Origin of the sequence: Micromonospora sp. NPDC050187 (assembly GCF_044459745.1) — a bacterium.
Classification (GTDB): Bacteria; Actinomycetota; Actinomycetes; order Mycobacteriales; family Micromonosporaceae; genus Micromonospora.
The window spans coordinates 506,118-529,665 of sequence record NZ_JBITJH010000002.1; the positions used below are offsets into that span (position 1 = coordinate 506,118).

General features: G+C 74.0%; 22 protein-coding genes and 2 riboswitches. Of the genes, 12 read left to right on the forward strand and 10 right to left on the reverse strand.

The features are described 5' to 3' along the window. The first annotated feature begins 75 nt into the window (after window positions 1–75). Genes ACIBJE_RS05390 through ACIBJE_RS05410 form a run of 5 tightly spaced genes read left to right on the forward strand, consistent with a single transcriptional unit; the run spans window position 76 to window position 4,732 of the window. Complete coding sequence (locus ACIBJE_RS05390) at window positions 76–1,485, forward strand: ABC transporter substrate-binding protein (protein WP_396743197.1); 1,410 nt, start codon at window positions 76–78, stop codon at window positions 1,483–1,485. A gap of 3 nt (window positions 1,486–1,488) precedes the next feature. Next, window positions 1,489–2,472 carry a carbohydrate ABC transporter permease gene (locus ACIBJE_RS05395; protein WP_396743200.1) on the forward strand — a complete coding sequence of 328 codons (984 nt, stop codon included), beginning with the start codon at window positions 1,489–1,491 and terminating at the stop codon, window positions 2,470–2,472. Continuing rightward, window positions 2,469–3,335, forward strand: a complete 867-nt coding sequence (locus ACIBJE_RS05400) for a carbohydrate ABC transporter permease (protein ID WP_396743204.1) — start codon at window positions 2,469–2,471, stop codon at window positions 3,333–3,335. Before ACIBJE_RS05395 ends, ACIBJE_RS05400 begins: the two co-directional genes overlap by 4 nt. A 15-nt stretch (window positions 3,336–3,350) precedes the next feature. Further along, window positions 3,351–4,529, forward strand: coding sequence for an ROK family protein (locus tag ACIBJE_RS05405; RefSeq protein WP_396743207.1), 1,179 nt, complete (start codon window positions 3,351–3,353; stop codon window positions 4,527–4,529). Then, on the forward strand, window positions 4,526–4,732 hold the full coding sequence (locus ACIBJE_RS05410; RefSeq protein WP_396743210.1) for a hypothetical protein: 207 nt from the start codon (window positions 4,526–4,528) through the stop codon (window positions 4,730–4,732). The genes ACIBJE_RS05405 and ACIBJE_RS05410 overlap by 4 nt, the downstream gene beginning before the upstream one ends. Before the next feature lie 22 nt (window positions 4,733–4,754). Here ACIBJE_RS05410 and ACIBJE_RS05415 read toward each other — a convergent pair whose 3' ends face one another. The 6 genes from ACIBJE_RS05415 to ACIBJE_RS05440 all read right to left on the reverse strand — a co-directional run bounded on the left by ACIBJE_RS05415 (window position 4,755) and on the right by ACIBJE_RS05440 (window position 10,978). Further along, a complete protein-coding gene (locus ACIBJE_RS05415) occupies window positions 4,755–5,642 on the reverse strand; it encodes a hypothetical protein (protein ID WP_396743213.1) in 888 nt (295 codons plus the stop codon). Window positions 5,643–5,745: 103 nt separating this feature from the next. Then, window positions 5,746–6,441 (reverse strand): ABC transporter ATP-binding protein, encoded by a 696-nt coding sequence (locus ACIBJE_RS05420; RefSeq protein WP_396743216.1) that lies wholly within the window; start codon window positions 6,439–6,441, stop codon window positions 5,746–5,748. Beyond that, window positions 6,438–7,511, reverse strand: a complete 1,074-nt coding sequence (locus ACIBJE_RS05425) for an ABC transporter ATP-binding protein (RefSeq protein WP_396743219.1) — start codon at window positions 7,509–7,511, stop codon at window positions 6,438–6,440. The genes ACIBJE_RS05420 and ACIBJE_RS05425 overlap by 4 nt, the downstream gene beginning before the upstream one ends. Then, the gene (locus tag ACIBJE_RS05430; RefSeq protein WP_396743222.1) at window positions 7,508–8,380 is read right to left on the reverse strand and encodes an ABC transporter permease; all 873 of its coding nucleotides are present in this window, start codon (window positions 8,378–8,380) and stop codon (window positions 7,508–7,510) included. Before ACIBJE_RS05430 ends, ACIBJE_RS05425 begins: the two co-directional genes overlap by 4 nt. Further along, entirely contained in the window at window positions 8,373–9,428 is a 1,056-nt protein-coding gene (locus tag ACIBJE_RS05435; protein ID WP_396743225.1) for an ABC transporter permease, read from the reverse strand. Before ACIBJE_RS05435 ends, ACIBJE_RS05430 begins: the two co-directional genes overlap by 8 nt. Further along, a complete protein-coding gene (locus ACIBJE_RS05440) occupies window positions 9,395–10,978 on the reverse strand; it encodes an ABC transporter substrate-binding protein (protein WP_396743228.1) in 1,584 nt (527 codons plus the stop codon). Before ACIBJE_RS05440 ends, ACIBJE_RS05435 begins: the two co-directional genes overlap by 34 nt. Window positions 10,979–11,205: 227 nt before the next feature. Further along, window positions 11,206–11,376: riboswitch (cobalamin riboswitch) on the forward strand. A 29-nt stretch (window positions 11,377–11,405) separates the two neighbouring features. Between ACIBJE_RS05440 and ACIBJE_RS05445 the strand changes: the two genes are divergently transcribed. The 6 genes from ACIBJE_RS05445 (at window position 11,406) to ACIBJE_RS05470 (ending at window position 15,496) form a co-directional block, all read left to right on the forward strand. After that, window positions 11,406–12,086: an energy-coupling factor ABC transporter permease gene (locus ACIBJE_RS05445; RefSeq protein ID WP_396743231.1), complete on the forward strand. Its 681-nt coding sequence runs from the start codon at window positions 11,406–11,408 to the stop codon at window positions 12,084–12,086. Beyond that, on the forward strand, window positions 12,083–12,400 hold the full coding sequence (locus tag ACIBJE_RS05450) for an energy-coupling factor ABC transporter substrate-binding protein (protein WP_396743234.1): 318 nt from the start codon (window positions 12,083–12,085) through the stop codon (window positions 12,398–12,400). Before ACIBJE_RS05445 ends, ACIBJE_RS05450 begins: the two co-directional genes overlap by 4 nt. After that, the gene (cbiQ, locus tag ACIBJE_RS05455) at window positions 12,400–13,146 is read left to right on the forward strand and encodes a cobalt ECF transporter T component CbiQ (protein ID WP_396743237.1); all 747 of its coding nucleotides are present in this window, start codon (window positions 12,400–12,402) and stop codon (window positions 13,144–13,146) included. Before ACIBJE_RS05450 ends, cbiQ begins: the two co-directional genes overlap by 1 nt. Window positions 13,147–13,163: 17 nt before the next feature. Beyond that, entirely contained in the window at window positions 13,164–13,985 is an 822-nt protein-coding gene (locus tag ACIBJE_RS05460; protein WP_396743509.1) for an energy-coupling factor ABC transporter ATP-binding protein, read from the forward strand. Continuing rightward, entirely contained in the window at window positions 13,982–14,773 is a 792-nt protein-coding gene (locus tag ACIBJE_RS05465; RefSeq protein ID WP_396743240.1) for a cobalt-precorrin-6A reductase, read from the forward strand. Before ACIBJE_RS05460 ends, ACIBJE_RS05465 begins: the two co-directional genes overlap by 4 nt. 456 nt (window positions 14,774–15,229) lie before the next feature. Next, on the forward strand, window positions 15,230–15,496 hold the full coding sequence (locus ACIBJE_RS05470) for a hypothetical protein (RefSeq protein WP_396743243.1): 267 nt from the start codon (window positions 15,230–15,232) through the stop codon (window positions 15,494–15,496). 69 nt (window positions 15,497–15,565) lie between these two features. On the opposite strand, the gene ACIBJE_RS05475 is transcribed toward ACIBJE_RS05470, so the two are convergent. From ACIBJE_RS05475 to ACIBJE_RS05490, 4 genes are all read right to left on the reverse strand, one after another. Next, window positions 15,566–16,060 (reverse strand): GNAT family N-acetyltransferase, encoded by a 495-nt coding sequence (locus tag ACIBJE_RS05475; RefSeq protein WP_396743246.1) that lies wholly within the window; start codon window positions 16,058–16,060, stop codon window positions 15,566–15,568. Window positions 16,061–16,294: 234 nt separating this feature from the next. After that, window positions 16,295–17,818 carry a precorrin-2 C(20)-methyltransferase gene (locus ACIBJE_RS05480; RefSeq protein WP_396743249.1) on the reverse strand — a complete coding sequence of 508 codons (1,524 nt, stop codon included), beginning with the start codon at window positions 17,816–17,818 and terminating at the stop codon, window positions 16,295–16,297. After that, window positions 17,815–18,444, reverse strand: coding sequence for a precorrin-8X methylmutase (locus ACIBJE_RS05485; protein WP_396743252.1), 630 nt, complete (start codon window positions 18,442–18,444; stop codon window positions 17,815–17,817). Before ACIBJE_RS05485 ends, ACIBJE_RS05480 begins: the two co-directional genes overlap by 4 nt. Then, complete coding sequence (locus ACIBJE_RS05490; RefSeq protein WP_396743255.1) at window positions 18,441–19,643, reverse strand: precorrin-3B synthase; 1,203 nt, start codon at window positions 19,641–19,643, stop codon at window positions 18,441–18,443. The genes ACIBJE_RS05485 and ACIBJE_RS05490 overlap by 4 nt, the downstream gene beginning before the upstream one ends. Before the next feature lie 69 nt (window positions 19,644–19,712). Next, window positions 19,713–19,789, forward strand: a riboswitch (cobalamin riboswitch). A 52-nt stretch (window positions 19,790–19,841) separates the two neighbouring features. Here ACIBJE_RS05490 and cobN point away from each other — a divergent pair. Then, a complete protein-coding gene (gene cobN, locus ACIBJE_RS05495; protein ID WP_396743258.1) occupies window positions 19,842–23,498 on the forward strand; it encodes a cobaltochelatase subunit CobN in 3,657 nt (1,218 codons plus the stop codon). Window positions 23,499–23,548: the final 50 nt, after the last annotated feature.

Below are 23,548 nucleotides of genomic sequence, written 5' to 3' on the forward strand. Positions count from 1 at the left end.
CGGGTTTTGTCTTGTGTTTGGTCAGAAGTCTTGCTGTGATGCCACCGACCGTCTCGCTCGTGCAAGGGAGCATCGATGCGAAGAAGAACCCCACCACCCGTACGGCGTTCCGCCGTCGCCAGCGCCCTGCTGGCGACGGTCGTGGTCGGCACGTTCTCGCTGGCCGCCTGCGGCTCGGAGGACCCGGCCGACGACGGCACGCTGACCGTGTGGAGCCTGGAGAACCAGACCGACCGGGTCCAGGCCGCGCAGGCCGTCGCCGACCGGTTCACCGCCACGAGCGGCGTCAAGGTCAAGATCGTGGCGACGGACGAGAACCAGTTCACCCAGCTGATCACCTCCGCCGCCGCCGCGGGCGACCTGCCCGACGTGGTCGGCGCGCTGCCGCTGTCCGCGGTGTGGCAGCTGTCGGCGAACGAGATCCTGGACACCGCCGCCGCCGAGAGCGTGGTCAAGGACCTCGGGGCGGACACCTTCTCCGGCCGGGCCCTCGAGCTGACCCGCGACGACGGCAGGCAGCTCGCCGTCCCGTCGGACGCCTGGGCGCAACTGCTGGTCTATCGCAAGGACCTCTTCGCCGCCGCCGGCCTGCCGGCACCGGACTCGTACGACGCCATCGCCCGCGCCGCGCAGCGGCTCCACACGGGCGGGACGGCCGGCATCACCCTGGCCACCGTCGCCAACGACGCCTTCACCGCCCAGTCGGTGGAGTTCCTCGGGCTCGGCAACGGCTGCGAGCTGGTGGACGACAAGGGCGCGGTGACGCTGGACTCGAAGCCCTGCACCGAGACGTTCGGCCTCTACGGCGACCTGGCCCGGAAGTACTCCGTGCAGGGGGCGCAGGACGTCGACTCCACCCGGGCCACGTACTTCGCCGGCAAGGCGGCGATGGTCGTCTGGTCGTCGTTCATCCTCGACGAGATGGCCGGCCTGCGCAACGACGCCAAGCCCAACTGCCCGCAGTGCCAGGCGGATCCGGCCTTCCTCGCCAGGAACAGCGGATTCGTCACCGCGGTCAGGGGACCCAGCGGCACCGAGCCGGCCGGCTTCGGCGAGATCACCTCCTGGTCGATCATGGACGGTGCGCAGGGGTCCGCGAGGGACTTCGTCAAGTTCATGATGGACGAGGGCTACGCCGACTGGCTGGGCGTCGCGCCGGAGGGCAAGATGCCGGCCCGTACCGGGACGAAGGAGAGCCCGCAGAAGTTCACCGAGGCGTGGAACGGCCTCACCGCCGGGGTGGACACCAAGAAGCCGCTCGGCGAGATCTACCCGGCCGAGGTCATGGAGGCGCTGCGGACCAGCCCGGACACCATCCGCCGGTGGGGCATCACCCAGGGGCAGGGCAAGCTGGTCGGCGCGACCCTCGGCGAGCTGCCCGTACCGAAGGCGATCAACGCCCTCGCCACCGGCCAGGTCGACGCCGCCGGGGCCTGCAAGCAGGCGGCCGACGCGGTGGAGTCGATCAAGACGTCGCTGAAGTAGACGATGACGACCCTCAAGTCCGCCGGGCCGGCGACGCCGCGCGAGCGGCGTCGCCGGCCCGGTCCGACCCTGAAGCAGCGGGAGAACCGGACCGGCCTGGCGTTCCTGACGCCCACCCTGGTCGTGGTCCTGGTCGTCGTGGTGGTGCCCATCCTCTGGACCGTCATGCTGGCGTTCCAGGAGATCCGCCTGATCAACATCCGGCGGGCGGGCCTCTTCGGCGAATACAGTCTGCGCAACTTCGCCACGGTGCTGGAGTCGCCGGGATTCTGGCGGTCGCTGGGCACCACGCTGACGTTCACCGTCGGCGCGACCGGCCTCTCCATCCTGCTGGGGCTGGTGGCGGCGCTCGCCCTGCGCCGGCCGTCACGGGGCCGCACGGTGGCCCGGGCCGCGATGCTGCTGCCCTACGTCGCGCCGGTCGTCGCGGTGACCTTCGTCTGGGAGGTCATGCTCAGCCCGCAGTTCGGCATCGTCAACGAGTGGGGCACCCGTTTCCTCGGCTGGGACCAGCCGGTGGCCTTCCTCAGCCAGCGGGAGTCGGAACTGTTCGGCGTGCCCGTCCCGACCGCGCTGCTGACCGTGATCGTGTTCGAGGGCTGGCGCTACTTCCCGTTCGCCTTCCTCTTCCTGCTCGCCCGGTTGCAGGCGGTGCCGCCCGAGCTGGAGGAGGCGGCGCGGATCGACGGCGCGACGCCCAGCCAGCGTTTCCGGTACGTGCTGCTGCCGCAACTCGGCCCGGTCATCGCGCTGCTCTGCGTGCTGCGCTTCATCATGACGTTCACCAAGTTCGACGACGTCTACCTGCTCACCGGGGGCGGGGCCGGCACCGACGTGGTCAGCGTGCGGGTCTACGAGTTCCTGACCGCCCGCTTCGACATCGGCGCCGCGGCGGCCCAGGCCCTGGTCATCGCGGCCGTCCTGGTCGTGCTGCTCGCGGTGTACCTGAAGTTCTTCGCGCCGCGCATCGAGGAGGGGGAACGGTGAACCGCGACGCCCTGGAGACCCGGATCTTCGGCATCCTGCGCCGGGTGGTCATCGTCGGCCTGGTGCTGGTGACCGTCTTCCCCTTCTACTACATGGTGCTGCTCTCCCTGCGCCCGATCGACCGGGTCATCCTCGACCCCGGCAGGCTGTGGGTGTCGGGGCAGGAACTGACCGTCGACACCTACCGCGCCGTGCTGCGGTCGGTCGCCGACGGCGGGCAGGGCTTCCTCGCCCTGCTCGGCAACTCCGCGCTGGTCTCCCTGGCGACCGTCGCGGTGACCCTGCTGGTGGCCATCCCCGGCTCGTACGCGGTGAGCCGGCTGCGTTTCTTCGGCCGACGGCAGGTCAGCGCGCTCTTCCTGTCGGTGTACCTCTTCCCCAGCATCCTGCTGGCCATCCCGCTCTTCGTGCTCTTCACCCGGCTCGGGCTGCGCGGCTCGCTCGGCGGGCTGGTGCTGGTGTACATCGCGCAGACGATCCCCGTCTCGATCTACATGCTGCGCAGCTACTTCAGCACGATCCCGGACAGTCTGGAGGAGGCCGCCGCGATGGACGGCGCGAGCCGCTTCCAGACCATCCGAAGGGTGGTACTGCCGCTGGCCGCCCCGGCCATCATGGCCAACGCCCTGTACATTTTCATGATCGCCTGGAACGAGTTCCTCTTCGCCCTGCTCTTCCTCGCCGAGAAGCGGGAGAGCTGGACGGTCTCGCTGGGTCTCGCCCAGCTCTCCGGCGGCATCGAGGTGTCCAAGACCGTCCTGATGGCCGGGTCCGTGGTCCTGACCCTGCCGATCGTGGCACTGTTCTTCGCGGCCGAGCGGATGCTCACCGAGGGGCTCACCAGCGGCGCGGACAAGGGTTAGGAGGCGCGGTCGGAGATGCCAGGCACGTCCGCCGGCGACCTGCTCGCCCTGGTCCGGTCCGGGCAGGCGCACACCCGGGGTGAACTGCAACGGGTGACCGGCCTCTCCCGGTCGACGGTGGGCCAGCGGCTCGACCGGCTCATCCACGGCGGGTACCTGCGCGAGACCGGGGTCAACGAGTCCAGCGGCGGCCGGCCGTCGATCCGGCTGGAGTTCAACGACCAGCACGGCGTGGTCCTGGTCGCCGACCTCGGGGCCACCTACGCCCACCTCGCCGTGCTCGACCTCGCCGGGCGGCCACTGGCCGAGGAGCGGGCCAACCCGCGCATCGCCGACGGGCCGGAGGCCGTCCTGGACTGGATCGGCGACCGGCACGAGAAGCTGCTGACCATCGCCGGACGCCGCGCCGACGAGGTGCGCGGCATCGGCATCGGCGTACCCGGGCCGGTGGACTTCGCGACCGGCCGGGTACGCCAGCCGCCGATCATGCCCGGCTGGGACGACTACCCGATCGTCGAGCACCAGCGTCGCCGCTACCCGGTGCCGGTCCTGGTGGACAACGACGCCAACCTGATGGCGCTCGGCGAGCAGGCGGCGGTCCACCCGGACTGCCCGGCGGTGGTGCTGGTCAAGGTGGCGACCGGAATCGGCGCCGGGGTCGTGGTCGACGGCACGGTCTACCGGGGCATCGACGGCGGGGTGGGCGACCTCGGCCACATCCGGCTGCACGGGTACGACACGTTCCGGTGCATGTGCGGCTCGTACGGCTGCCTCGCCGCCGTCGCCAGCGGCGGCGCGCTGGCTCAGCAGCTGAGCGCGGCGGGCACGCCCACCGCGTCCAGCCGGGAGTTCCTCGCCCGGGTCACCGCCGGTGACCCCGACGCCCGGCGGCTGGCCCGCACGGCCGGCCAGCGGGTGGGCGAGGTCCTGGCAACCGTGGTGTGTCTGCTGAACCCGGGGGTGCTGGTGATCGCCGGGGACCTCGCCGAGACGCACTTCGTCACCGGCGTGCGCGAGCTGCTCTACCAGCGGGCCCTGCCCCGGGCCACGCAGCACCTCACGGTGACCACCAGCCGGCTCGGCGAGCGGGCCGGCATCGTCGGCGCGCACGCCATGGTGATCGACAGCGTGTACGCCCCGGACGCCGTCAACCGTCAGCTCGACGGGGCTGCTGCCCCGGGGAGCCACCGGTGACGCCGGTGCGGGTCGGGCTCGGCGGCGTCGGGACGTGGACGGCCCGGATGCACGCGCCCATGCTCGCGGCCGGTCCGGAGACGGTCCTCAGGGGCGTCCGGTCCCGCCGGGCCGACGCCCTGGCTGCCGCACACGGGGTGCCTGCCACACCGGCCTTCGCCGACCTGGCGCGGGCGGCGACGGACCCTGCGCTGCGGGACTGACCCGCGATGCCGCCGCGTCCGGTCACGGTCCGTCAGCGGGATCCGGCCGGTGGCCGGCACCGGCCGGGGATCCGTACTCCCGGCGCAGCGTGACCGCCACCTCGGCGAGCACGGATGCCGGCACCCGCTCACCCCTGGTCGGGTCGAACATGCGGCCCAGCAGGTCGGCGCTCCCCTGCTGCAGCTCCCGGCCGAACAGACGCCGTTCCCGTCGGATGCGGTAGCGACGGCTGCCCATCGCGAGCAGCCCGGCCACGGCGATCCCGGTCAGCATGGCGACGACCCCGGGCAGCCCCCTGGTCGGGGAGCCGCCCACCAGACGCCAGGCGAACAGGACCAGCGTGAGGACCGGGGCCCCAACCACCACGGCGACCAGGACGACCAGCCACCGGCGTTCGCGCCGGCACGCGTCGCGCCAGCCGCCGTCATCGGCGACGGCGAGGCGCTCACCGAGCCGGTTGACCCGCCGCAGGGCGAGGCGCAGCGCTTCGCGCGAGCGCAGGTCCGGCGGCGGGCGGCGGGCGAGCGCCGCGGCGGCGTCGGCGACCAGCGCCCGGTTGCGGGCCTTCGGGGTGGGACGTCGGAAGGCGCCGGCCGCCTGGCGGGCGTAGTACCAGGCGGTGAGGCCGAACCCGAGGAGCACCGCGAACGCCCCGGGCAGGTCCCGTCCGCCGTCGGCGTCGCTGAGCAGGTTGACCCCGTACGAGAGCAGGATCCCGCCGAACACGGTGACCAGGGGAATCGCCGCCAAGGTGATCCACCGCTCCTGCGGGATGGCGTGCCAGTGGCGTTCCAGCCGACGCAGCGACGGCAGCTGGACCAGCCAGCCGCCCAGTTCCGCCACCCACATCATCAGGGCCAGCAGGGCCGCTGCGACGTCGAGCATCGCCAGGGCCCGAAGGATCGCCATCACCGTCCTTCCCCGACCGCAGCCCCGGCGACGCGACCAGGCCTCGACGGTGGTCAGCGGCACCTCGGGATCAGATCCACTTTAGCCGGTGGCCCCTACCTGGTCAGCGCGCTGGGCCGGTCGTCGGAGAGACGCCGTCGGAGACCGGCAGGTCGACCACGCGGGTGGCCCAGCGGGCCATCAGGGCCGGGTCGTGGGTGATGACCAGGACGCCGGTGCCGTGCTGCCGCTGGTGGTCGGTGATGACGGCGGCGAGGTGGGCCTGGGTGGAGGCGTCGAGCATGGCGGTGGCCTCGTCGCAGAGCAGGTAGGCCGGCTGGTGCACCAGGGCACGGGCGAGGCAGGCGCGTTGCAGCTGCCCGTCGCTGACCGCGTGCGGGCGGCGGGTGAGCAGGTCCGGCGTGAGCCCGACCAGGTCGGCCAGTTCGACCGCCCGGGCCCGGGCCCGCTCGGGCGGGGTGCCGGTGGCGCGCAGCGGCTCGGCGATGATGTCGGTGAGACTCAGCCGGGGGTCCGTCGCGGCGCGGGGGCTCTGGAAGAGGACCGCCACCCGGGTACGCACGGCGGCGGGCAACCGGTGGCGGGCCCCGACGATCACGTGCCCGTCGAGGGTCACGTGCCCGGCGTCGGGGGCGTGCAGCAGGGCGAGGATCCGGGCGAGGGTGGACTTGCCGCTGCCGGAGGGCCCGCGCAGGCCGACCGTCTCCCCCGGGGCGACGTGCAGATCGACCCGGTCGAGGACGCGCTGGCGGCCGTAGGAGACGGTGACCTGGTGGGCGGCGAGCCCGGTGGGGGTCATGCGGTGGCTCCGGCGGGCAGCGGGTGGTGGCAGGCGACCCGACCGGAGCCGGGCACCGCGCCGACGGCGGGTGGGGTGGCGCAGGTGTCGGTGGCCCGGCCGCAGCGCGGCGCGAACGCGCAGCCGGGGGGAAGGTCGGTGAGCATCGGCGGGTGGCCCGGCACGGGGCGGAACGCGCGGTCGGGCAGGGCGTCGAGGAGACCGGCGGTGTAGGGGTGGGCAGGGGCGGCGAAGAGCGCCTCGGTGGGCCGGTGCTCGACGATGCGGCTGGCGTACATGACCGCCACGGTGTCGGCGACCCGGCGGGCCGCGGCGAGGTCGTGGGTGATGAGCAGCACCGCCGCGCCGGTGTCACAGCGGCGGCGCAGCAGGTCGAGGGTGTGGTCGACCAGGGGGCGGTCGAGGCCGGTGGTGGGTTCGTCGGCCAGCAGCAGCGGCGGGTCGGGGGCGAGCGCGAGTGCGGTGGCCAGGCGTTGCGCCATGCCGCCGGAGAGCTCGTGCGGGTAGCGGTCGAGGTCGTCGGGGAGCAGGCCGACGTCGGCGGCGACCCGGTCGGCGGCGGCCGGCGCGTCGCGCCGGGTGTGGCCGTGGGCGCGCAGGGTCTCCTCCAGCAGGTGCCGCCCGGTGCGGACCGGGGTGAGCGCGGTGGCGGGGCTCTGCGGCACGAGACCGACGATCCGGCCGCGCACGGTCCGGGCGAGGCGGCGCTCGGCGCAGCCGACCAGGTCGACCGGCTCTCCGCCGGACGGACGCAGCAGGGCCCGCCCGGTGACCGTCGCGTTGCCCGGCAGCAGGCCCAGCAGGGCGTGGGCGAGCACGGACTTGCCGCACCCGGACTCCCCCACCACGGCGAGCAGTTCGCCCGGGTGGACGGTCAGGCGCAGGTCGGTGACGGCGTGCACCACGGCGTCGTGGAGCCGGAAGCGGACGGTCAGCCCGTCGACCTCCAGCAGGGCGGCACCGTCGGCGCGCCGGCCGGCGGAGGCGGCGGTGTCGCGGGTGGGGAGGTCGGGAGCGGCGGTGTCGCGGGTGGGGAGGTCGGGAGCCGCGGTGTCGCGGGTGGCGGTCACAGACTGAGCTCCGCTCGTACCCGGGGGTCGAGGCGGTCCCGCCAGCGGCCGGTGAGGCTGGCCAGGGCCAGGGTGACGACGACCAGGAGCAGCCCGGGGACGAGACTGGCCCACCAGGCGCCGGTGAGCAGGGACCGCTGCCCGTCGTTGATCATGTTGCCGAGGGAGGCCAGGTGCGGCGGCAGGCCGAGCCCGAGGAAGGACAGGGCGGTCTCGTGCCAGACGGCGTGCGGCACCATCAGCGTGGTCGCCAACGCCAGACGGGGCAGCACGTGCGGGAGCAGGTGCCGGGTGAGCACCCGGGTGCGGCTGGCCCCGCCGGCGACGGCGGCGTCGACGAACGGCCGGTTCCGCAGGCTGAGCAGTTCGGAGCGGACGATGCGGGCGGTTGAGAGCCAGTGCGTCAGCCCGATGGAGAGGATCACCGCGCCGAGGCTGGGACGCAGCATCGCCACGATGAAGATGCCCAGCAGCAGGTGCGGCAGCGCGGCGATGGTGTCGACGGTCCGCATCAGCACCCGGTCGACCCAGCCGCCGAGGCTGCCGGCGACCGCGCCGACGAGACCGCCGATGACGGCGGCGACCAGCGCGGCGACCGCGCCGACGAGCAGCGAGACGCGCAGGCCGTAGAGACTGCGGTGGAGCACGTCCCGGCCCAGGTCGTCGGTGCCGGCCGGGTGGGCGGGCGAGGGGGCGAGCCGGGTGCGGGACAGGTCCACCGCGCTCTCGTCGAGCGGCCAGAGGACGGGGGCGAGCAGGCAGGCGACGACCGCGACGGTCAGGATGGCGGCGGCGACGAGCGCGCCGCGTCCGGTGCGGCCCGGTCGCCGGACACGGACGGCGCGGATCCGCGTGGCGAGGTCAGTCATCGAGGCGTACCCGGGGGTCGGCGGCGGCGTAGGCGAGGTCGGTGGCCAGGTTCGCGGTCAGCACCACGACGGTGGTGGTCAGGGTGATCGCGGCCAGCAGGGGGAAGTCGCTGCCCAGGGCGCCCTGCACGGTGACCGCGCCCAGGCCGGGCAGGGAGAACACCGTCTCCACCAGGACGGCCCCGCCGACGATCTCCGGCAGGTGGGTGCCGACCAGGGTGAGGAACGGCAGCAGCGCGGTGCGCAGCGCGTGGCCGAAGAGCACCGTCCGGCCGGGCAGTCCCCGCGCCTTGGCGGCCAGCACGTGGTCGTCGCGGAGGCTCTCGGCGACCGCGTCCCGGATGAACAGCACGAACCACGGGGCCTGCGACAGGGCCAGCACCGTCACCGGCAGAACCAGGTGGTGGGCCACGTCGGCGGGGTCGGTGCCGGTGGCGGCGATGTCGGTGAGGCCACCGGCGGGCAGCCAGCCGAGGGCGAGCGCGAACACGGCGATCGCGGCCAGCCCGATCCAGAACACCGGCATCGACTGCACGGCGAAGGCGGTGGCGCGCAGGGCACGGTCGAACCATCCGCCACGCCGGTAGGCGGCGAGGGTGCCCAGCAGCAGGCTCGCCACGAGGACCAGGGCGAGGGCGAGGCCGACCAGCAGCAGGGTCCATCCGGCGCGGGCCGCGAGCACCGAGGCGACCGGCTCGTGCCGGCTGGTCGACCAGCCGAGGTCGCCCTGGAGCAGGTTGCCCACCCAGCGGGCGTACTGCACCGGCAGCGGGTCGTCGACGCCCCAGTTGGCCCGGATCTGGGCGAGGTTCTCCTCGCTGGTGGTGAACGCGGCGGCCCCGGCGTACTGCTGGGCGGGGTCGATCGGTGAGGCCGCGCCGAGGGCGAACATGCCGACGCTGGTGGCCGCGAGGATCGGCACGGCGACCAGCAGCCGGCGGCGGACGACCGCGCCGGCCCCGGCCAGCCGGCGGGTACGCCGACCAGTGGGAGCCGGCACCGGAGCGGGCGGGATCACGATGTCTTCGTCCAGGTGTGGATGTTCCACCAGAGGCTGTTCGCCACGTCGTGCTCGTGCGGCTCGACCCGGGGGGCGACGCCCTCGACGGCGTCGGAGACCACGTAGGTGTGCTGGAGGTAGGTCAGGAACACCCAGGGCAGGTCGGTGGCGAGCTGCTTCTGGAAGGTGGCGTACGCGGCCTTGCGGGCGGCCGGGTCGGCGTTGGCCCGGGCGTCCCGCAGGGCCTGGTCGACCAGGGCCGAACGGTAGGAGCCGGGGTTGAAGAAGCCCTGGCCGGCGAAGGTCGACGTGAACAGCTTGAAGGAGACGAAGTCCGGGTCGTACGGCGTGCCGAAGCCCATGACCAGGGCGTCGCTCTTCATCCGGGGAGTGATCGCGTCCCAGGTCAGCCCCTCGGGGGTGATCTTGATACCGACCTTCCGCGCGTCCGCGGTGACCGCGAGGGCGAGTTCCTTACGCAGGCTGTCGGTCGCCGGATACATGAGGGAGAACGCGGCCGGGCGGCCGTCCCTGACCCGGACGCCGTCCGGCCCCGGCTTCCAGCCGGCCGCGTCCAGCGCCGCGGTGGCGGCGGCGGGGTCGGCGGACGGCTTGCCGGCGATGGACGGATCGGCGAACTCCGACGTCGGCGGAATCGGCCCGAACGCCGGCTCCCCCGCCCCGCCGAGCACACCGGCCACCATCGCCGAACGGTCCACCGCCGCGTTCAACGCCTTCCGCACGGCCGGATCCCCGGTGACCGGCCCGCCCATGGGCAGCATCACGCCCCGGTAGTCGGCGGTGGGGACCCGCTGCACCCGGTAGCCGGACCGCCCCTCGAACCCGGAGGCGAGCTTCGGAGCCAGCTCGGCGGCGTCGAACTCGCCGGCCCGCATCCGCTGGGCGCGGACGTTGTCGTCGGGGACGAACGCCACCACCACGCCGGAGTTCGCCGGCTTGCCGCCCCAGTACCGCTCGTTGGCGGCGAGCACCAGCCGGTCGCCCGGGGTCCAGGAGGTCACCCGGTACGGGCCGGTGCCCACCGGCTTGCGGTTGAAGGCGGCCTTGTTGACGTCCTGCCCGGCGAGGGCCTTCGCCGGCACGATGCCCAGCGCGAGGCGCTGGAGGAACGGCGCGTAAGCGTACTCGAGGGTGAAGACCACGGTCGACGGGTCGGGTGCGGCGACGGAGGCGAGCATGTCCAGGTCGGAGCGGAGCGTCGAGTCGACCTTCGGGTCCAGCACCGCCTGGTAGGTGAAGACCACGTCCTGTGCGGTCAGCGGGGTGCCGTCGTGGAAGACCACCCCGTCGCGCAGCTTCGCCGTGACGGTCCGCCCGTCGGCCGACACGGTCGGCAGCTCGCGGGCCAGGGCCGGCACGAGCTGGTTGCGCTCGTCGCGGGCGACCAGGCCGTCGAAGATCAGCGAGCCGCCGTCGACGCCGTAGTTCAGCACCGGGTTGAGCGTGTCCGGCTCGCCCGCCGTCGCCACCACGAGCGGGGCACCGCCGTCGCCGGTGGCGGTGTCCGTCGGGGACGAGCAGGCGGAGAGGGCGAGAAGACCGGCGGCGAACAGCGCCACCATCCGCGCAGACCGCAAGGGGCTCCTCTTTCCTGGTCGACGACGTGGCGGTCGCATGCACGCCGCGGGGCAATCCTGGCGTAGTTGCCAACGATTGGCAACAGCAGCCCAAGGAGTGGTCGTCACACCGTCGACCCTCAGCTGACCTGCTCCTCGGACACCACCGACGGCGAGCGGCGACGCCGGCGACCGCCGGCTGTCCGCCGGGGATGGATCACCACTCTTGCCCCGCCGGTCGCCGGTCGATAGCCTCTCGCCGTCAAGGTGCTCGGGAAGCCGGTGGAAGACCGGCGCGGCCCTCGCCACTGTGACCGGGGAGTGACCTCCGACTTGCGCCACTAGGCCGACGGCCTGGGAAGGCCGGAGGAAGCATCGATCCGGGAGCCAGGAGACCGGCCTTGACGGTGTGATCTCGTCCACGAGGTGCTGGAGAGGAAGGTCTTCTGTGCACATCGCCGAGGGGTACCTACCCCCGGTGCAGGCAGCCGCATGGTTCGCGGTGTCCGCACCCTTCGTCGTCCACGGCAGCCGGGCTTTGGTCCGGCAGGTCCGCGAGGACCCTGAGTCGAAGTTGTTGCTGGGAGCGGCGGGCGCCTTCACCTTCGCGCTCTCGGCCCTGAAGATCCCGTCGGTGACCGGGTCCTGTTCCCACCCCACCGGCACCGGCCTCGGCGCGGTGCTGTTCCGACCGCCGGTGATGAGCGTCCTCGGCGGCATCGTGCTGCTGTTCCAGGCGGTCCTGCTGGCCCACGGCGGGCTGAGCACGCTGGGCGCCAACATCTTCTCGATGGCGATCGTCGGCCCCTGGGTGGCCTACGGCGTCTACCTGCTGGCCCGCCGCCTCGGCGGCAGTCTGGACGTGGCGGTGTTCCTGGCCGCCGCGTTGGGCGGCCTGGCGACCTACTGCGTCACCAGCGTGCAGCTCGCCCTCGCGTTCCCCGACCCGGCGTCCGGCTTCCTCGGCGCGGTGGCGAAGTTCGGCAGCATCTTCGCCGTCACCCAGATCCCCCTGGCGATCAGCGAGGGCCTGCTGTCGGTGCTGGTGGTGCGGCTGCTCACCCGGGTCAGCGGCGACGAACTGCGGCGCCTCGGCGTGCTGCGCAAGCCCCAGGAGGTGTCGGCGTGAAGCGCTTCGGACGGGTCAACCTGCTCCTGCTGCTGGCGGTGGTCGCGCTGGCGGTGGCCCCGCTGGTGCTCGGGCTCGGCGGTTCGGCGGAGGAGCCGTTCGCCGGGGCGGACGCCCAGGCCGAGGAGACGATCGTCGCCGACCACCCGGACTACGAGCCGTGGTTCTCCTCCATCTACGAGCCGCCCTCGGGTGAGATCGAGTCGGGCCTGTTCGCCCTCCAGGCGGCGGTGGGCGCCGGCTTCCTCGGCTACTACTTCGGGGTCGCCCGCACCCGACAGCGGCTGCGCGACGCCGACGCCTCCGCCGGCTAGTGTTCGCCCTCGACGTCGCCGCGCACACCGGTCCCTGGCGGCTACGGCACCCGGGCGAGAAGGCACTGCTGGCGCTGGGCCTGCTGGTGTGCGCGGTGGCCCTGCCCACGTGGCCGGGGGCCGCGTTGGCGGGCACCGCCGCCGCGCTGCTGCTGGTCGGTCCGGCCCGGGTCCCCGTGCCGGTGCTGCTGCGGGCGGCCCGGGTGCCGGCACTGTTCATCGCCACCTCCGCGCTGCCGCTGCTCGTCTCCGTGCACTCCCCGACCCGGCTGGGCTGGGACCCGGCCGGCGTCGGGGTGGCGGCCACGACGACCGGCCGGGCGGCGGCGGCCCTGCTGTGCCTGCTGCTGTTCAGCGCCACCACTCCCCTGTCCGACGTCCTGCCGAGGCTGGTCCGGCTCGGGGTGCCGGCGGCGGTGACCGAGGTCGCCGCGCTGACGTACCGGATGCTGTTCCTGCTGGTCGACAGCGTGCGCGCGGTACGGGAGGCGCAGGCGGCGCGGTTGGGCTACCGGACCTGGCGCACGGCGCACCGGTCGCTGGCCGGGCAGGCGGGGGCGATCTTCGTCCGGGCCTTCACCCGGGCCCGCCGGCTTGAGGAGGGACTGGCGATGCGGGGCTACACCGGTTCACTGGCGGTGCAGGTGGAGCCCCGGCGGCTCTCCCCGGCCTTCGTGGTCGCGTCCGTCGCGCTGCTGGCGTCGATCGTGGCGCTGACCGTCGTCACCGGTGAACCGTGGCGGTGACCGGTCCGCTGCTGCGGATGTCCGGGGTGGACTTCGCCTACCAGCCCCGCCAGCCCGTGCTCACCGGGGTCGACCTGACCGTCCTGCCCGGTCAGCGGCTGGCCGTGGTGGGGCCCAACGGCGGCGGGAAGACCACCCTGTTCCGGCTGGCGGTCGGCGCGCTCGCCCCGGACGCCGGGCGGATCGAGGTGGCCGGGACACCGGTGCGGCGAACCCGGTCGGGCCTGCTGGAGCTGCGGCAGCGGGTGCAGCTGGTGCTCCAGGATCCCGACGACCAGCTGTTCTCCGCCAGCGTCCGCCAGGACGTCTCGTTCGGACCGGTGAACCTCGGACTCCGTCCCGAGCAGGTGCGGCAGCGCTGCGACGAGGCGCTGGCCGCGTTGCAGATCACCACGCTGGCGGACCGCCCCACCCACCTGCTCTCGTACGGCCAGCGCAAACGGGTCGCCATCGCCGGGGCGGTGGCCTTGCGTCCGGAGCTGCTGATCCTCGACGAGCCGACCGCCGGACTCGACCCGGCGGGCGTGGAGGCGCTGCTGCGTACCCTCGACGACCTGCACGCCGCCGGGACCACCATCCTGGTCTCCACCCACGACGTCGACCTGGCGTTCCGGTGGGCGGACGAGGTGGTGGTCGTGGCCGGCGGCGGGGTGCGCCGGGTGCCCACCACCGAGGCGCTGGCCGACCCGGAACTGCTCGCGGCGGCGCGGCTGACGCCCGCCTGGGCTCCCCTGGTGCACCGGCTGATCGACCGGTTGCCCCACCTGTCCGGGGCCCGTCCCCGTTCCGCCGCCGAACTGGCGGCCCTGCTGGCGACCACCGAGGAAGGGACCGCATGACCCTCGACCACGATCCCGGACCAACGGCCTCCGGGCCGAGGTGGCGGCTGCTCATCCTCGGCGGGACGGCCGAGGCCCGCGCCCTGGCGGCGACGGCCACCACCCGGCCGGACGTCGCGGTCGTCTCCTCGCTGGCCGGGCGGGTGGCCGATCCCCGGCTGCCGGTCGGCGAGGTACGCATCGGCGGGTTCGGCGGCGCGGCCGGCCTGGCCGACTGGCTGACCGCGCACCGGATCGACGCGGTGGTCGACGCCACGCACCCGTACGCGGCGCGGATGCGGGTCTCCGGCATCGAGGCCGCCGCCACGGCGGGCGTGCCACACCTGCGGCTGGAGCGTCCGGGCTGGACGGCACAGCCGGGCGACCGCTGGCACCGGGTGCCCGACCTGGCCGGCGCGGTGGCCGCGCTGCCGGCGCTGGGGCGGCGGGTGCTGTTGACCACCGGCCGGCAGAGCCTGGCCGCGTTCTCGCCCCTGACCGACCTGTGGTTCCTCGCCCGGGTGGTGGACGCCCCGGACGATCCGGTGCCGGCGCACGTGCGGCTGCTGCGCAGCCGTGGCCCCTACACCGTCGACGGGGAGATCGCGCTGATCCGCGAGCACCGCATCGACGTGGTGGTCACCAAGGACAGCGGCGGCGCGCTCACCGAGGCGAAGCTGACCGCCGCCCGCCGGCTCGACCTGCCGGTGCTGATGATCGACCGGCCGGCGCCGGCCACTCCGCCCGCGACGGTGACCACCGTCGACGACGCGGTGCGCTGGCTGGACCGGCACCTCCCGGCGGGGTGATCGGGGACTGCCCCGCCGAGTGGATCCGGGCCGACGGCTACGACATACTCGTCGGTCACCGCGCCACCTGGTACAGCGGCCGGTTGTTCCCGGCCACGGTTGGCAAACACGGCATGCCGGGCACGGCGGATCCCAGGCGCTGTCACCTCGAGGTCCCTCCGCCGGTGTCGCTGCGCCTGGTGCAGTACGCCGGCGACGAGCCACGGGTGTGCCTCTTCTCCTGCGATGCCACCGCCGAGGAGATGACCGACACTCTCCACGACTCGCTGGAGGACGCCATGGACCAGGCCAAGGCGGAGTTCCGCGTGCGCCGGGACGAGTGGCGCCACGCGCCCCGGTGGCAGCTGCCACACCAGGCGATCCGGCCGCACCCGCACGGGTCCCGTACTGCTGGTCGCTCGGATGCGGTCACCGGTGCGTCCGCCGGCGCGACGCCGAGGAAACGGGATCCGACGCGTGAAGAAAGCCCTGCACGTCAATGGCCTGCTGCTGCCCGCCTTGCTGACCGAACTGCTCCACGTTGGCCGCTGGCGGCACCCCGGTGACGACGTTCTACGTGATCTCATGCCCTGGTTCGAGTCTCCGCTGGACTTTCTCACCAACATCGACCCCGCCGACCCCCGGGTCGTCGTCAGCGACTTCTGGACCGACCCGAAGCAATGCTCCTGGCGGGCCGTCGCCCCGACCTTCTCCCAACTCGTAGAGATCCTCCGGCTCGTCTGACCCGACAGCGGTTCGCTGGTTACCGACCGTGTGACCTCCGGTCGGAGTCCCTCGACCGGTGGCCCACCGCTAACCCACGAGGCTCTTGGTCATGACGTGCTCGCGGCGCACACCGTCGGGCATGAGGTCACCGAGATCACCCGTGTCACGGAAGCCGTGCCGCTGGTAGAGGGCCCAGGCGTGCTCGTTGCCCTCTACCACGGCCAGCCGCAGCGTCCGCGCGCCCACCAGCCGGGCCCACTGCTCGACCGTCCGCACGAGGTGGTCGCCCACACCTCGGCCACGTCCCGCAGGTGCCACGTACATCGAAATCAGCTCGACGATCCCGTCGTGGCCGGTCGGCACCCCGCTGGCCATCCCGGCGGGTCGCCCGTCGAGCACGGCCACGACGTTGTACGAGCCGGGAATGGCCAGTCGCCCGCGCCAGCGTTCCGCACGGTCGCCGTCGCCCTGCCAGTCCGCCAGTCGAGCGCCGAAGGCGTACCCGGCCTCCGCCAGCGCAGCGAGCCGTAGCTCCCGCCACAGCCGCCAATCGCCCACGCCGAGCACACGGGTATCGACCATGCGGAGAGGGTTCCGCAGACGCGGCGAGCAGGCAACCCGTATCCGGGCGACGCGGTGTCCCGGCACGCGTCATCGGAGCCCGACACCGCTGGTAGCGAAGCACGACAGGCCTGTCTCCGGGCCGGATGGACCTTCCCAGCGCGGCCGGGGCCGGGGGCCGGCTGCGGCCCGCACGCGGCGCGGCCCGAGTGGTCGTGGTCGCCGAGGCGCGTCCACCCGGGCCGGGTCGTCGCCTCAGGCCGGGTAGGTGCGGGGCGTCCAGACCACCACCGAGTCGTCGCCCCGGGTGCTGACCTGGGTGGTGGACGAGCCGATGATCAGCAGGCACTTCATGTCGACCGTGTCCGGGTCGAGGTCGCCCAGTGACACCACGGTGATCGCCTCGCCCGGACGGCCCACGTCCCGCGCGACGACCACCGGGGTCTTCGGGTCGCGGTGGCGCAGCAGGACGTCCTTGGCTGCACCCACCTGCCAGCGGCGGCTGGCCGAGGCCGGGTTGTAGAGGGCGAGCACCAGGTCCGCCGCCGAGGCGGCGGCGAGGCGGGACTCGATGACCGGCCACGGCTTCAGCCGGTCGGAGAGCGACATCACCGCGAAGTCGTGCCCGAGCGGCGCGCCGATCCGGCTCGCGGCGGCCTGGGCGGCGGTGAGTCCGGGCAGGACCCGCACCGGCACCCCGGCGAACCGGGGCTGACCGGTGGCCACCTCGTAGACGGCACTGGCCATCGCGAACACGCCCGGGTCGCCGGAGGAGACGACCACCACCCGGGCTCCGTCGAGCGCCAGTTCGAGGGCGTGGGCGGCCCGTTCGGTCTCCACCTGGTTGCCGGAGGTGTGCCGCTGCTGTCCGGGGCGGACCGGCACCCGGTCGACGTACGGGCCGTAGCCGACGAGGTGTTCGGCCTCGCGCAGCGCCCGGGCCACCTCCGGGGTGAGCCAGCGGGGTCCGGCCGGGCCAAGACCGATCACGGTGACCTCGCCCCGGGCGGTGGCCGGGGACGGGGCGGGCAGGTCGTCGCGGGCCGCCGCGCTGGTGGGACTGGGCAGCATCGCCAGCGAGAAGTACGGCACCTCGTCGGCGGGGACGTCCGCCAGCGGGGCGTGCCGGCTCCGCGACGAGGTGGCCCGCTCGACGTACCAGGTCTCCGGCAGGCGGCCGGCGTCGTCGAGGGCGGCACGGACGTTGTCGAAGGTGCGGCCGAGCTTGAGCACGGCGGCGGCGTCGGTGTCGGCCAGGCGGCGCGACAGCTCCTCGGCGGGCAGGGTGCCAGGCAGGATGGTCAGCACCTCGTCCCGTTCCACCAGGGGCCGGCCGAGGACGGCCGACGCGGCGCTGACCGAGGTCACGCCCGGCACCACCTCGGCCGGGAACCGGTGGGCGAGGCGCTCGTGCAGGTACATGTAGGAGCCGTAGAACATCGGGTCACCGGCGCAGAGGACCACGACGGTGCGCCCGGCGGCGAGGTGGACGGCGAGCCGTTCGGCGCTGTCGTCGTAGAACTGCCGGATGACGCCCTCGTAGCCGCCCGGGTCGTCGGTGTCCTCGGTGGTCACCGGGTAGACCAGCGGTTCCTCCACGTGGTGCTCACGCAGCAGGCCCTCGGCGATCGAGCGGGCGATGCTGCGGCCGTGCCGGGCCGAGTAGTAGGCGACCACGTCGGCCTCGGCGATCAGCCGGGCCGCCTTGACGGTCAGTAGTTCGGGATCGCCGGGGCCGACGCCGACGCCGTAGAGCTTGCCGGTTGCGGACACGTTCACTCCACCTCGTTGGCGATGCCGTTGACAGCCGCGGCGGTGACCGCGCTGCCGCCCCTGCGACCGTGCACGACCAGGTACGGGATCCCCGCCGGGTGTGCCGCGAGGGCCTGTTTGGACTCGACCGCGCCGATAAAGCCGACCGGCACCCCGACGATCGCGGCGGGCCGGGGCGCGCCCTCGTCGATCATCTCCAGCAGCCGGAACAGCGCGGTCGGGGCGTTGCCGATGGCGACGACCGCGCCGTCGAGCCGGTCCCGCCACAGCTCCATGGCGGCGGCGCTGCGGGTGGTGTCGAGGCGTCGGGCCAGGTCCGGCACCGCCGGGTCACGCAGGGTGCAGACCACGTCGTTGTCGACGGGCAGCCGGGCCCGGGTGATCCCGGCGGCGACCATGGCCGCGTCGCAGAGGATCGGCGCGCCGGCCGCGAGGGCGGCCCGGCCGGCGGAGACCACGTCCGGGTGGGCCTCCACGTCGTCAACGAGGTCGACCATACCGCATGCGTGGATCATCCGGACGACGACCTGGGCGACGTCACCGGGCAGCCGGGACAGGTCGGCCTCGGCCCGGATGGTGGCGAAGGAGCGCCGGTAGATCTCGGCGCCCTCGCGGACGTAGTCGTAGCTCACTGTGCTCCCCGTGCCTGTGCCAGTCGGACGCCGATCGGCCCGTGGTGTTCCCCCGCCGGGCCCGCGACACGGTATCCCGAGCCGGTGGCCACCGCCAGAGCCGCCGGGCCAGCCGGCCGTCCGCAGCACCGGTCACAGCCGGCCCAGTGCAGCGGCAACGCCCCCGGGGAACGGGGACCGGCGGCGGCGAGAGCGGCGGTGGCGTCGGTCCGGACGTCGGCCAGGGACTTCTCGCAGCCCGGCCGGCCGGTGCAGGAGGTCACCCCGACCCACGGTGAGGCCGGGTCGACGACCAGTCCGGCGGCGGCCAGCGTGGACACCGCCGTGGGCTCGGCGGACCCGACGACCACGGTGCGCCACGGGGTGACCACCAGCGCGGAGTCGTCGGTGGCGACGGTGGCGAGCGTGTCGGCCTGGTCGGCGGTGAGCCGGCCGAGCGGGGCCGCGACGACGGTGAAGCCGTCGGGGTGGACGCCGACCGGGGGCGGTGCGCTGCGGGGTGGCTCCACCGGTGTGGCCTGCGGGCCGCCCAGCGCGGCGGTGATCGCGGCCGACGCGGCCGGCAGGTCGGCGACCCGCCACAGTCCGGTGCGCCCGGCGCAGAGCCGCAGGAAGACCTGGGCGGCGGTGACCAGCGCGGCGGGCACCTCGGTGGTGACCCGCAGGCCGACGTCGGCGCCGCTGAGCAGCAGGGCGCCGGTGCCAGCCGTCCAGCAGAGGTCCGCGCCCAGACCGGTGACGTCGCCCCGGCCGTCGTCGAGGGCGACCAGGAACCGGCCGCTGAGTCCGGCGAGGTCTCCGGCGGCGCAGAGCGCGGCGTCCACCGCGCCCACCAGCGGGCGTACGTCAGCCCGGCCGGCGGCGTCCAGGCCGCTCAGCGGTGAGGCGACGATGTTGCGGACCCGCTCGTGGGTGGCGCTGGGCAGCAGGCCCACCCCGGCCAGCGCGGTGGCGATCCGGTCGACGCCGCCCGGGTCGGTGATGCCGCGCACCTGCACGTTGCCCCGGGAGGTGAGCTCCAGCGTGCCGTCGCCGTCACGGCGTGCCGACGTGGCCAGACACCGCAGCTGGGCGGGGGCGATCCGGCCGCCCGGAATCCGGATACGGACCAGTGCCCCGTCAGCGGCCTGGTGGGCGCGGAGCGCTCCCGGGCACCGGTCGTCGGCGGGACGACGGGACGGGGAGGAGACATCGGGCACCTCGTCATCGTAGAGTCGTGACTCTCGGCGCGGATCCGCGCCGAGATCAGCATCACGCGGTCGGCGCGGAGGAACCCGGTGCGAGTCCGGGGCGGTCCCGCCACTGTCACCGGGTCGGCGCCAGTCGTGCCCGGGAGCCAGACACTTCGACTGGCCGCGACCGACGACCACGGGCGCGGACCCGGGGAGGAGTCAGCCATGTCTGGGCGCGACGTCTCGATCCTGCTCTTGTCCACCTCGGACACCGATCTGCTGAGCGCGCGGGCCAGCGCGGTGGACTACCGCCTGGCCAACCCGGCCCGGCTCGGTGACGACCCGGCCGAGCTGACCGCTCTGCTCGACGGCGTCGACCTGGTGGTCGTCCGGATCCTCGGCGGTTACCGGATGTGGCAGCAGGGCCTGGACACCCTGCTCGCCGGGGACGTCCCGGTGGTGGCGCTCGGCGGCGAGGCGCTGCCCGACGCGGACCTGATGGCACGCTCCACCGTGCCCCGGGGCATCGCCACCGAGGCGCACGCCTACCTCGCCCAGGGCGGACCGGACAATCTCCGCGAGCTGCACGCCTTCCTCAGCGACACGGTGCTGCTGACCGGGCAGGGCTTCGCGCCGCCGGCCGAGCAGCCCACCTGGGGTCTGCTGGAGCGGGCGGGCCGGCCGGTCGACGGGCCGACCGTGGCGGTCCTCTACTACCGGGCGCACCAGCTCAGCGGCAACACCGCCTTCGTCGAGGGGCTCTGCGCGGCGATCGAGGACGCCGGTGGGGTGCCGCTGCCGGTGTACTGCGCGAGCCTGCGTACCGCCGACGCCGAGCTGCTGAGCACCCTCGGCCGGGCGGACGCGCTGCTGGTCACCGTGCTCGCGGCCGGCGGCACCCGACCGGCGGAGGTGTCCGCCGGCGGTGACGACGACGCCTGGGACGTGGGCGCGCTGGCCGCGCTGGACGTGCCGATCCTCCAGGCGCTGGCGCTGACCAGTGACCGCCGCACCTGGTCGGAGAGCGACGACGGGTTGAGCCCGCTGGACGCCGCCACCCAGGTCGCGGTGCCGGAGTTCGACGGTCGGCTGATCACCGTGCCGTTCTCGTTCAAGGAGACCGACGCCGACGGACTGCCGCACTACGTGGCCGATCCGGAGCGGGCCCGGCGGGTGGCCGGCATCGCCGTGCGGCACGCCCGGCTGCGGCACGTCCCGCCGGCGCAGCGGCGCATCGCGGTGGTGCTCTCGGCGTACCCGACCAAGCACGCGCGGGTCGGCAACGCGGTCGGTCTGGACACCCCGGCCAGCGCGGTCCGCCTGCTGCGGGAGCTGCGGGACCGCGGGTACGACGTCGGCCCGGTCGACGGCCCGGACGCGCTGCCCGGTCTGGTGCCCGGTGGGGACGGCGACGACGCCGACGGCGACCGTTTCATCCACGCCCTGATCGCCGCCGGTGGGCAGGACCCGGAGTGGCTCACCGAGGAGAAGCTCGCCGGCAACCCGGTGCGGGTGCCGGCGGCCACCTACCGCCGCTGGTTCGACGCGCTGCCGGAGGACCTGCGGGAGGCGATGACCGAACACTGGGGTGCGGCCCCGGGTGAGCTGTTCGTCGACCGGTCGGCCAACCCCGACGGGGACATCGTGCTAGCCGGTCTGCGCGCCGGAAACGTGCTGCTGATGATCCAGCCGCCGCGCGGGTTCGGGGAGAACCCGGTGGCCATCTACCACGACCCGGACCTCCCGCCGACGCACCACTACCTGGCCGCCTACCGCTGGCTGGACGAGGAGTTCGGCGCGCACGCCGTGGTGCACCTGGGCAAGCACGGCTCGCTGGAGTGGCTGCCCGGCAAGAACATCGGCCTGTCCGCCTCCTGCGGTCCGGACGCGGTCCTCGGCGAGCTGCCGCTGATCTACCCGTTCCTGGTCAACGACCCGGGTGAGGGCGCGCAGGCCAAGCGCCGCGCGCACGCCACCATCGTCGACCACCTGGTCCCGCCGATGGCACGCGCGGAGAGCTACGGCGACATCGCCCGCCTGGAGCAACTGCTCGACGAGTACGCCAACATCTCCACCATGGACCCGGCGAAGCTGCCGGCGATCCGCCAGCAGATCTGGACGCTCATCCAGGCCGCCCGCCTCGACCACGACCTCGGTCTGGACCAGCGCCCGCACGACGCCGAGTTCGACGAGTTCCTGCTGCACGTCGACGGCTGGCTCTGCGAGATCAAGGACGCGCAGATCCGCGACGGCCTGCACGTGCTCGGGCAGGCGCCGACCGGTGAGGCGCGGGTCAACCTGATCCTGGCGATCCTGCGCGCCCGGCAGATCTTCGGCGGGCAGGTCGGCGCGGTGCCCGGCCTGCGCACCGCGCTCGGCCTGGACGAGGCGGCGGCGGAGCAGACCGCCGAGGTGGACCGGGTCGAGGGGGTCGCCCGGCGGCTGGCCGAGGGGATGGAGCGGCACGGCTGGGCCCCGGAGGCCGTGGCCGGGGTCTGCGCCGAGGTGCTCGGCGACGACGCACCGCAGGCCGACGCCGTCCGGACGGTGCTGACCTTCGCCGCGACCGAGGTCGCGCCCCGCCTGGCGGGCACCACCGGCGAGGTGGAGGCGGTGCTGCACGCCCTCGACGGCGGGTACGTCCCGGCCGGGCCGAGCGGCTCCCCGCTGCGTGGCCTGGTCAACGTGCTGCCGACCGGCCGGAACTTCTACACCGTCGACCCGAAGGCGATCCCGAGCCGGCTGGCCTGGGAGACCGGGCAGGCGATGGCCACCTCGCTGGCCGAGCGGTACCGCCGGGACACCGGCGAGTGGCCCCGGTCGGTGGGGCTGTCGGTCTGGGGCACCTCGGCGATGCGCACCGCCGGCGACGACATCGCCGAGGTGCTGGCCCTGATCGGCGTGCAGCCGACCTGGGACGAGATGTCCCGGCGGGTCACCGGCTTCGAGGTCGTCCCCCTCGCCGACCTGGGCCGGCCGCGCATCGACGTGACGGTGCGGATCAGCGGGTTCTTCCGGGACGCCTTCCCGCACGTGGTGCTCCTGCTCGACGACGCGATCCGGGCCGTGGCAGCGCTCGACGAGCCGGACGAGGAGAACTACCTCGCCGCGCACGCCCGCGCCGACCTCGGTGAGCACGGCGACGAGCGGCGGGCCACCACCCGCATCTTCGGCTCCCAGCCGGGCGCGTACGGGGCGGGCCTGCTGCCGCTGATCGACAGTGGGAACTGGCGGGACGACGCCGACCTGGCCGAGGTGTACACCGTCTGGGGCGGCTTCGCCTACGGTCGTGGCCTGGAGGGTCGCCCGGCCCGGCAGGACATGGAGTCGGCGTACCGGCGGATCGCGGTGGCGGCGAAGAACACCGACACCCGCGAGCACGACATCGCCGACTCCGACGACTACTTCCAGTACCACGGCGGCATGATCGCCACGGTGCGGGCGCTGACCGGGCAGGCGCCCCGGGCGTACATCGGCGACAGCACCACGCCGGACGCGGTACGCACCCGCTCGCTGACCGAGGAGACCGCGCGGGTCTTCCGGGCCCGGGTGGTCAACCCCCGCTGGATGGCCGCGATGCGCCGGCACGGCTACAAGGGCGCGTTCGAGATGGCCGCGACCGTCGACTACCTCTTCGGCTACGACGCGACCGCCGGGGTGGTCACCGACTGGATGTACGAGCAGCTCGCCCAGAGCTACGTGCTGGACGAGGAGAACCAGCGCTTCCTGCGCCGGTCGAACCCGTGGGCGCTGCGCGGCATCGTGGAGCGGCTCACCGAGGCCGCCGACCGGGGACTGTGGGCCAAGCCCGATCCGGAGCTGATGGACGCGCTGCGTCAGGCGTACCTGGAGGTCGAGGGCGACCTGGAGGACGGCGACTGAGCCGGTCGCCGTTCCGCCCCGGGCTGCGTGACCCGGGGCGGGACGGCGAC

What these genes read in the sequence shown, in the direction of transcription:
- ACIBJE_RS05465 (WP_396743240.1), top strand. Translation starts at nt 13,982, where the DNA reads ATGACCCTCGACCACGATCCCGGACCAACGGCCTCCGGGCCGAGGTGG.
- ACIBJE_RS05460 (WP_396743509.1), top strand. Translation starts at nt 13,164, where the DNA reads ATGTCCGGGGTGGACTTCGCCTACCAGCCCCGCCAGCCCGTGCTCACC.
- ACIBJE_RS05405 (WP_396743207.1), top strand. Translation starts at nt 3,351, where the DNA reads ATGCCAGGCACGTCCGCCGGCGACCTGCTCGCCCTGGTCCGGTCCGGG.
- ACIBJE_RS05415 (WP_396743213.1), bottom strand. Translation starts at nt 5,642, where the DNA reads ATGGCGATCCTTCGGGCCCTGGCGATGCTCGACGTCGCAGCGGCCCTG.
- ACIBJE_RS05420 (WP_396743216.1), bottom strand. Translation starts at nt 6,441, where the DNA reads ATGACCCCCACCGGGCTCGCCGCCCACCAGGTCACCGTCTCCTACGGC.
- ACIBJE_RS05430 (WP_396743222.1), bottom strand. Translation starts at nt 8,380, where the DNA reads ATGACTGACCTCGCCACGCGGATCCGCGCCGTCCGTGTCCGGCGACCG.
- ACIBJE_RS05475 (WP_396743246.1), bottom strand. Translation starts at nt 16,060, where the DNA reads ATGGTCGATACCCGTGTGCTCGGCGTGGGCGATTGGCGGCTGTGGCGG.
- cobN (WP_396743258.1), top strand. Translation starts at nt 19,842, where the DNA reads ATGTCTGGGCGCGACGTCTCGATCCTGCTCTTGTCCACCTCGGACACC.
- ACIBJE_RS05395 (WP_396743200.1), top strand. Translation starts at nt 1,489, where the DNA reads ATGACGACCCTCAAGTCCGCCGGGCCGGCGACGCCGCGCGAGCGGCGT.
- ACIBJE_RS05390 (WP_396743197.1), top strand. Translation starts at nt 76, where the DNA reads ATGCGAAGAAGAACCCCACCACCCGTACGGCGTTCCGCCGTCGCCAGC.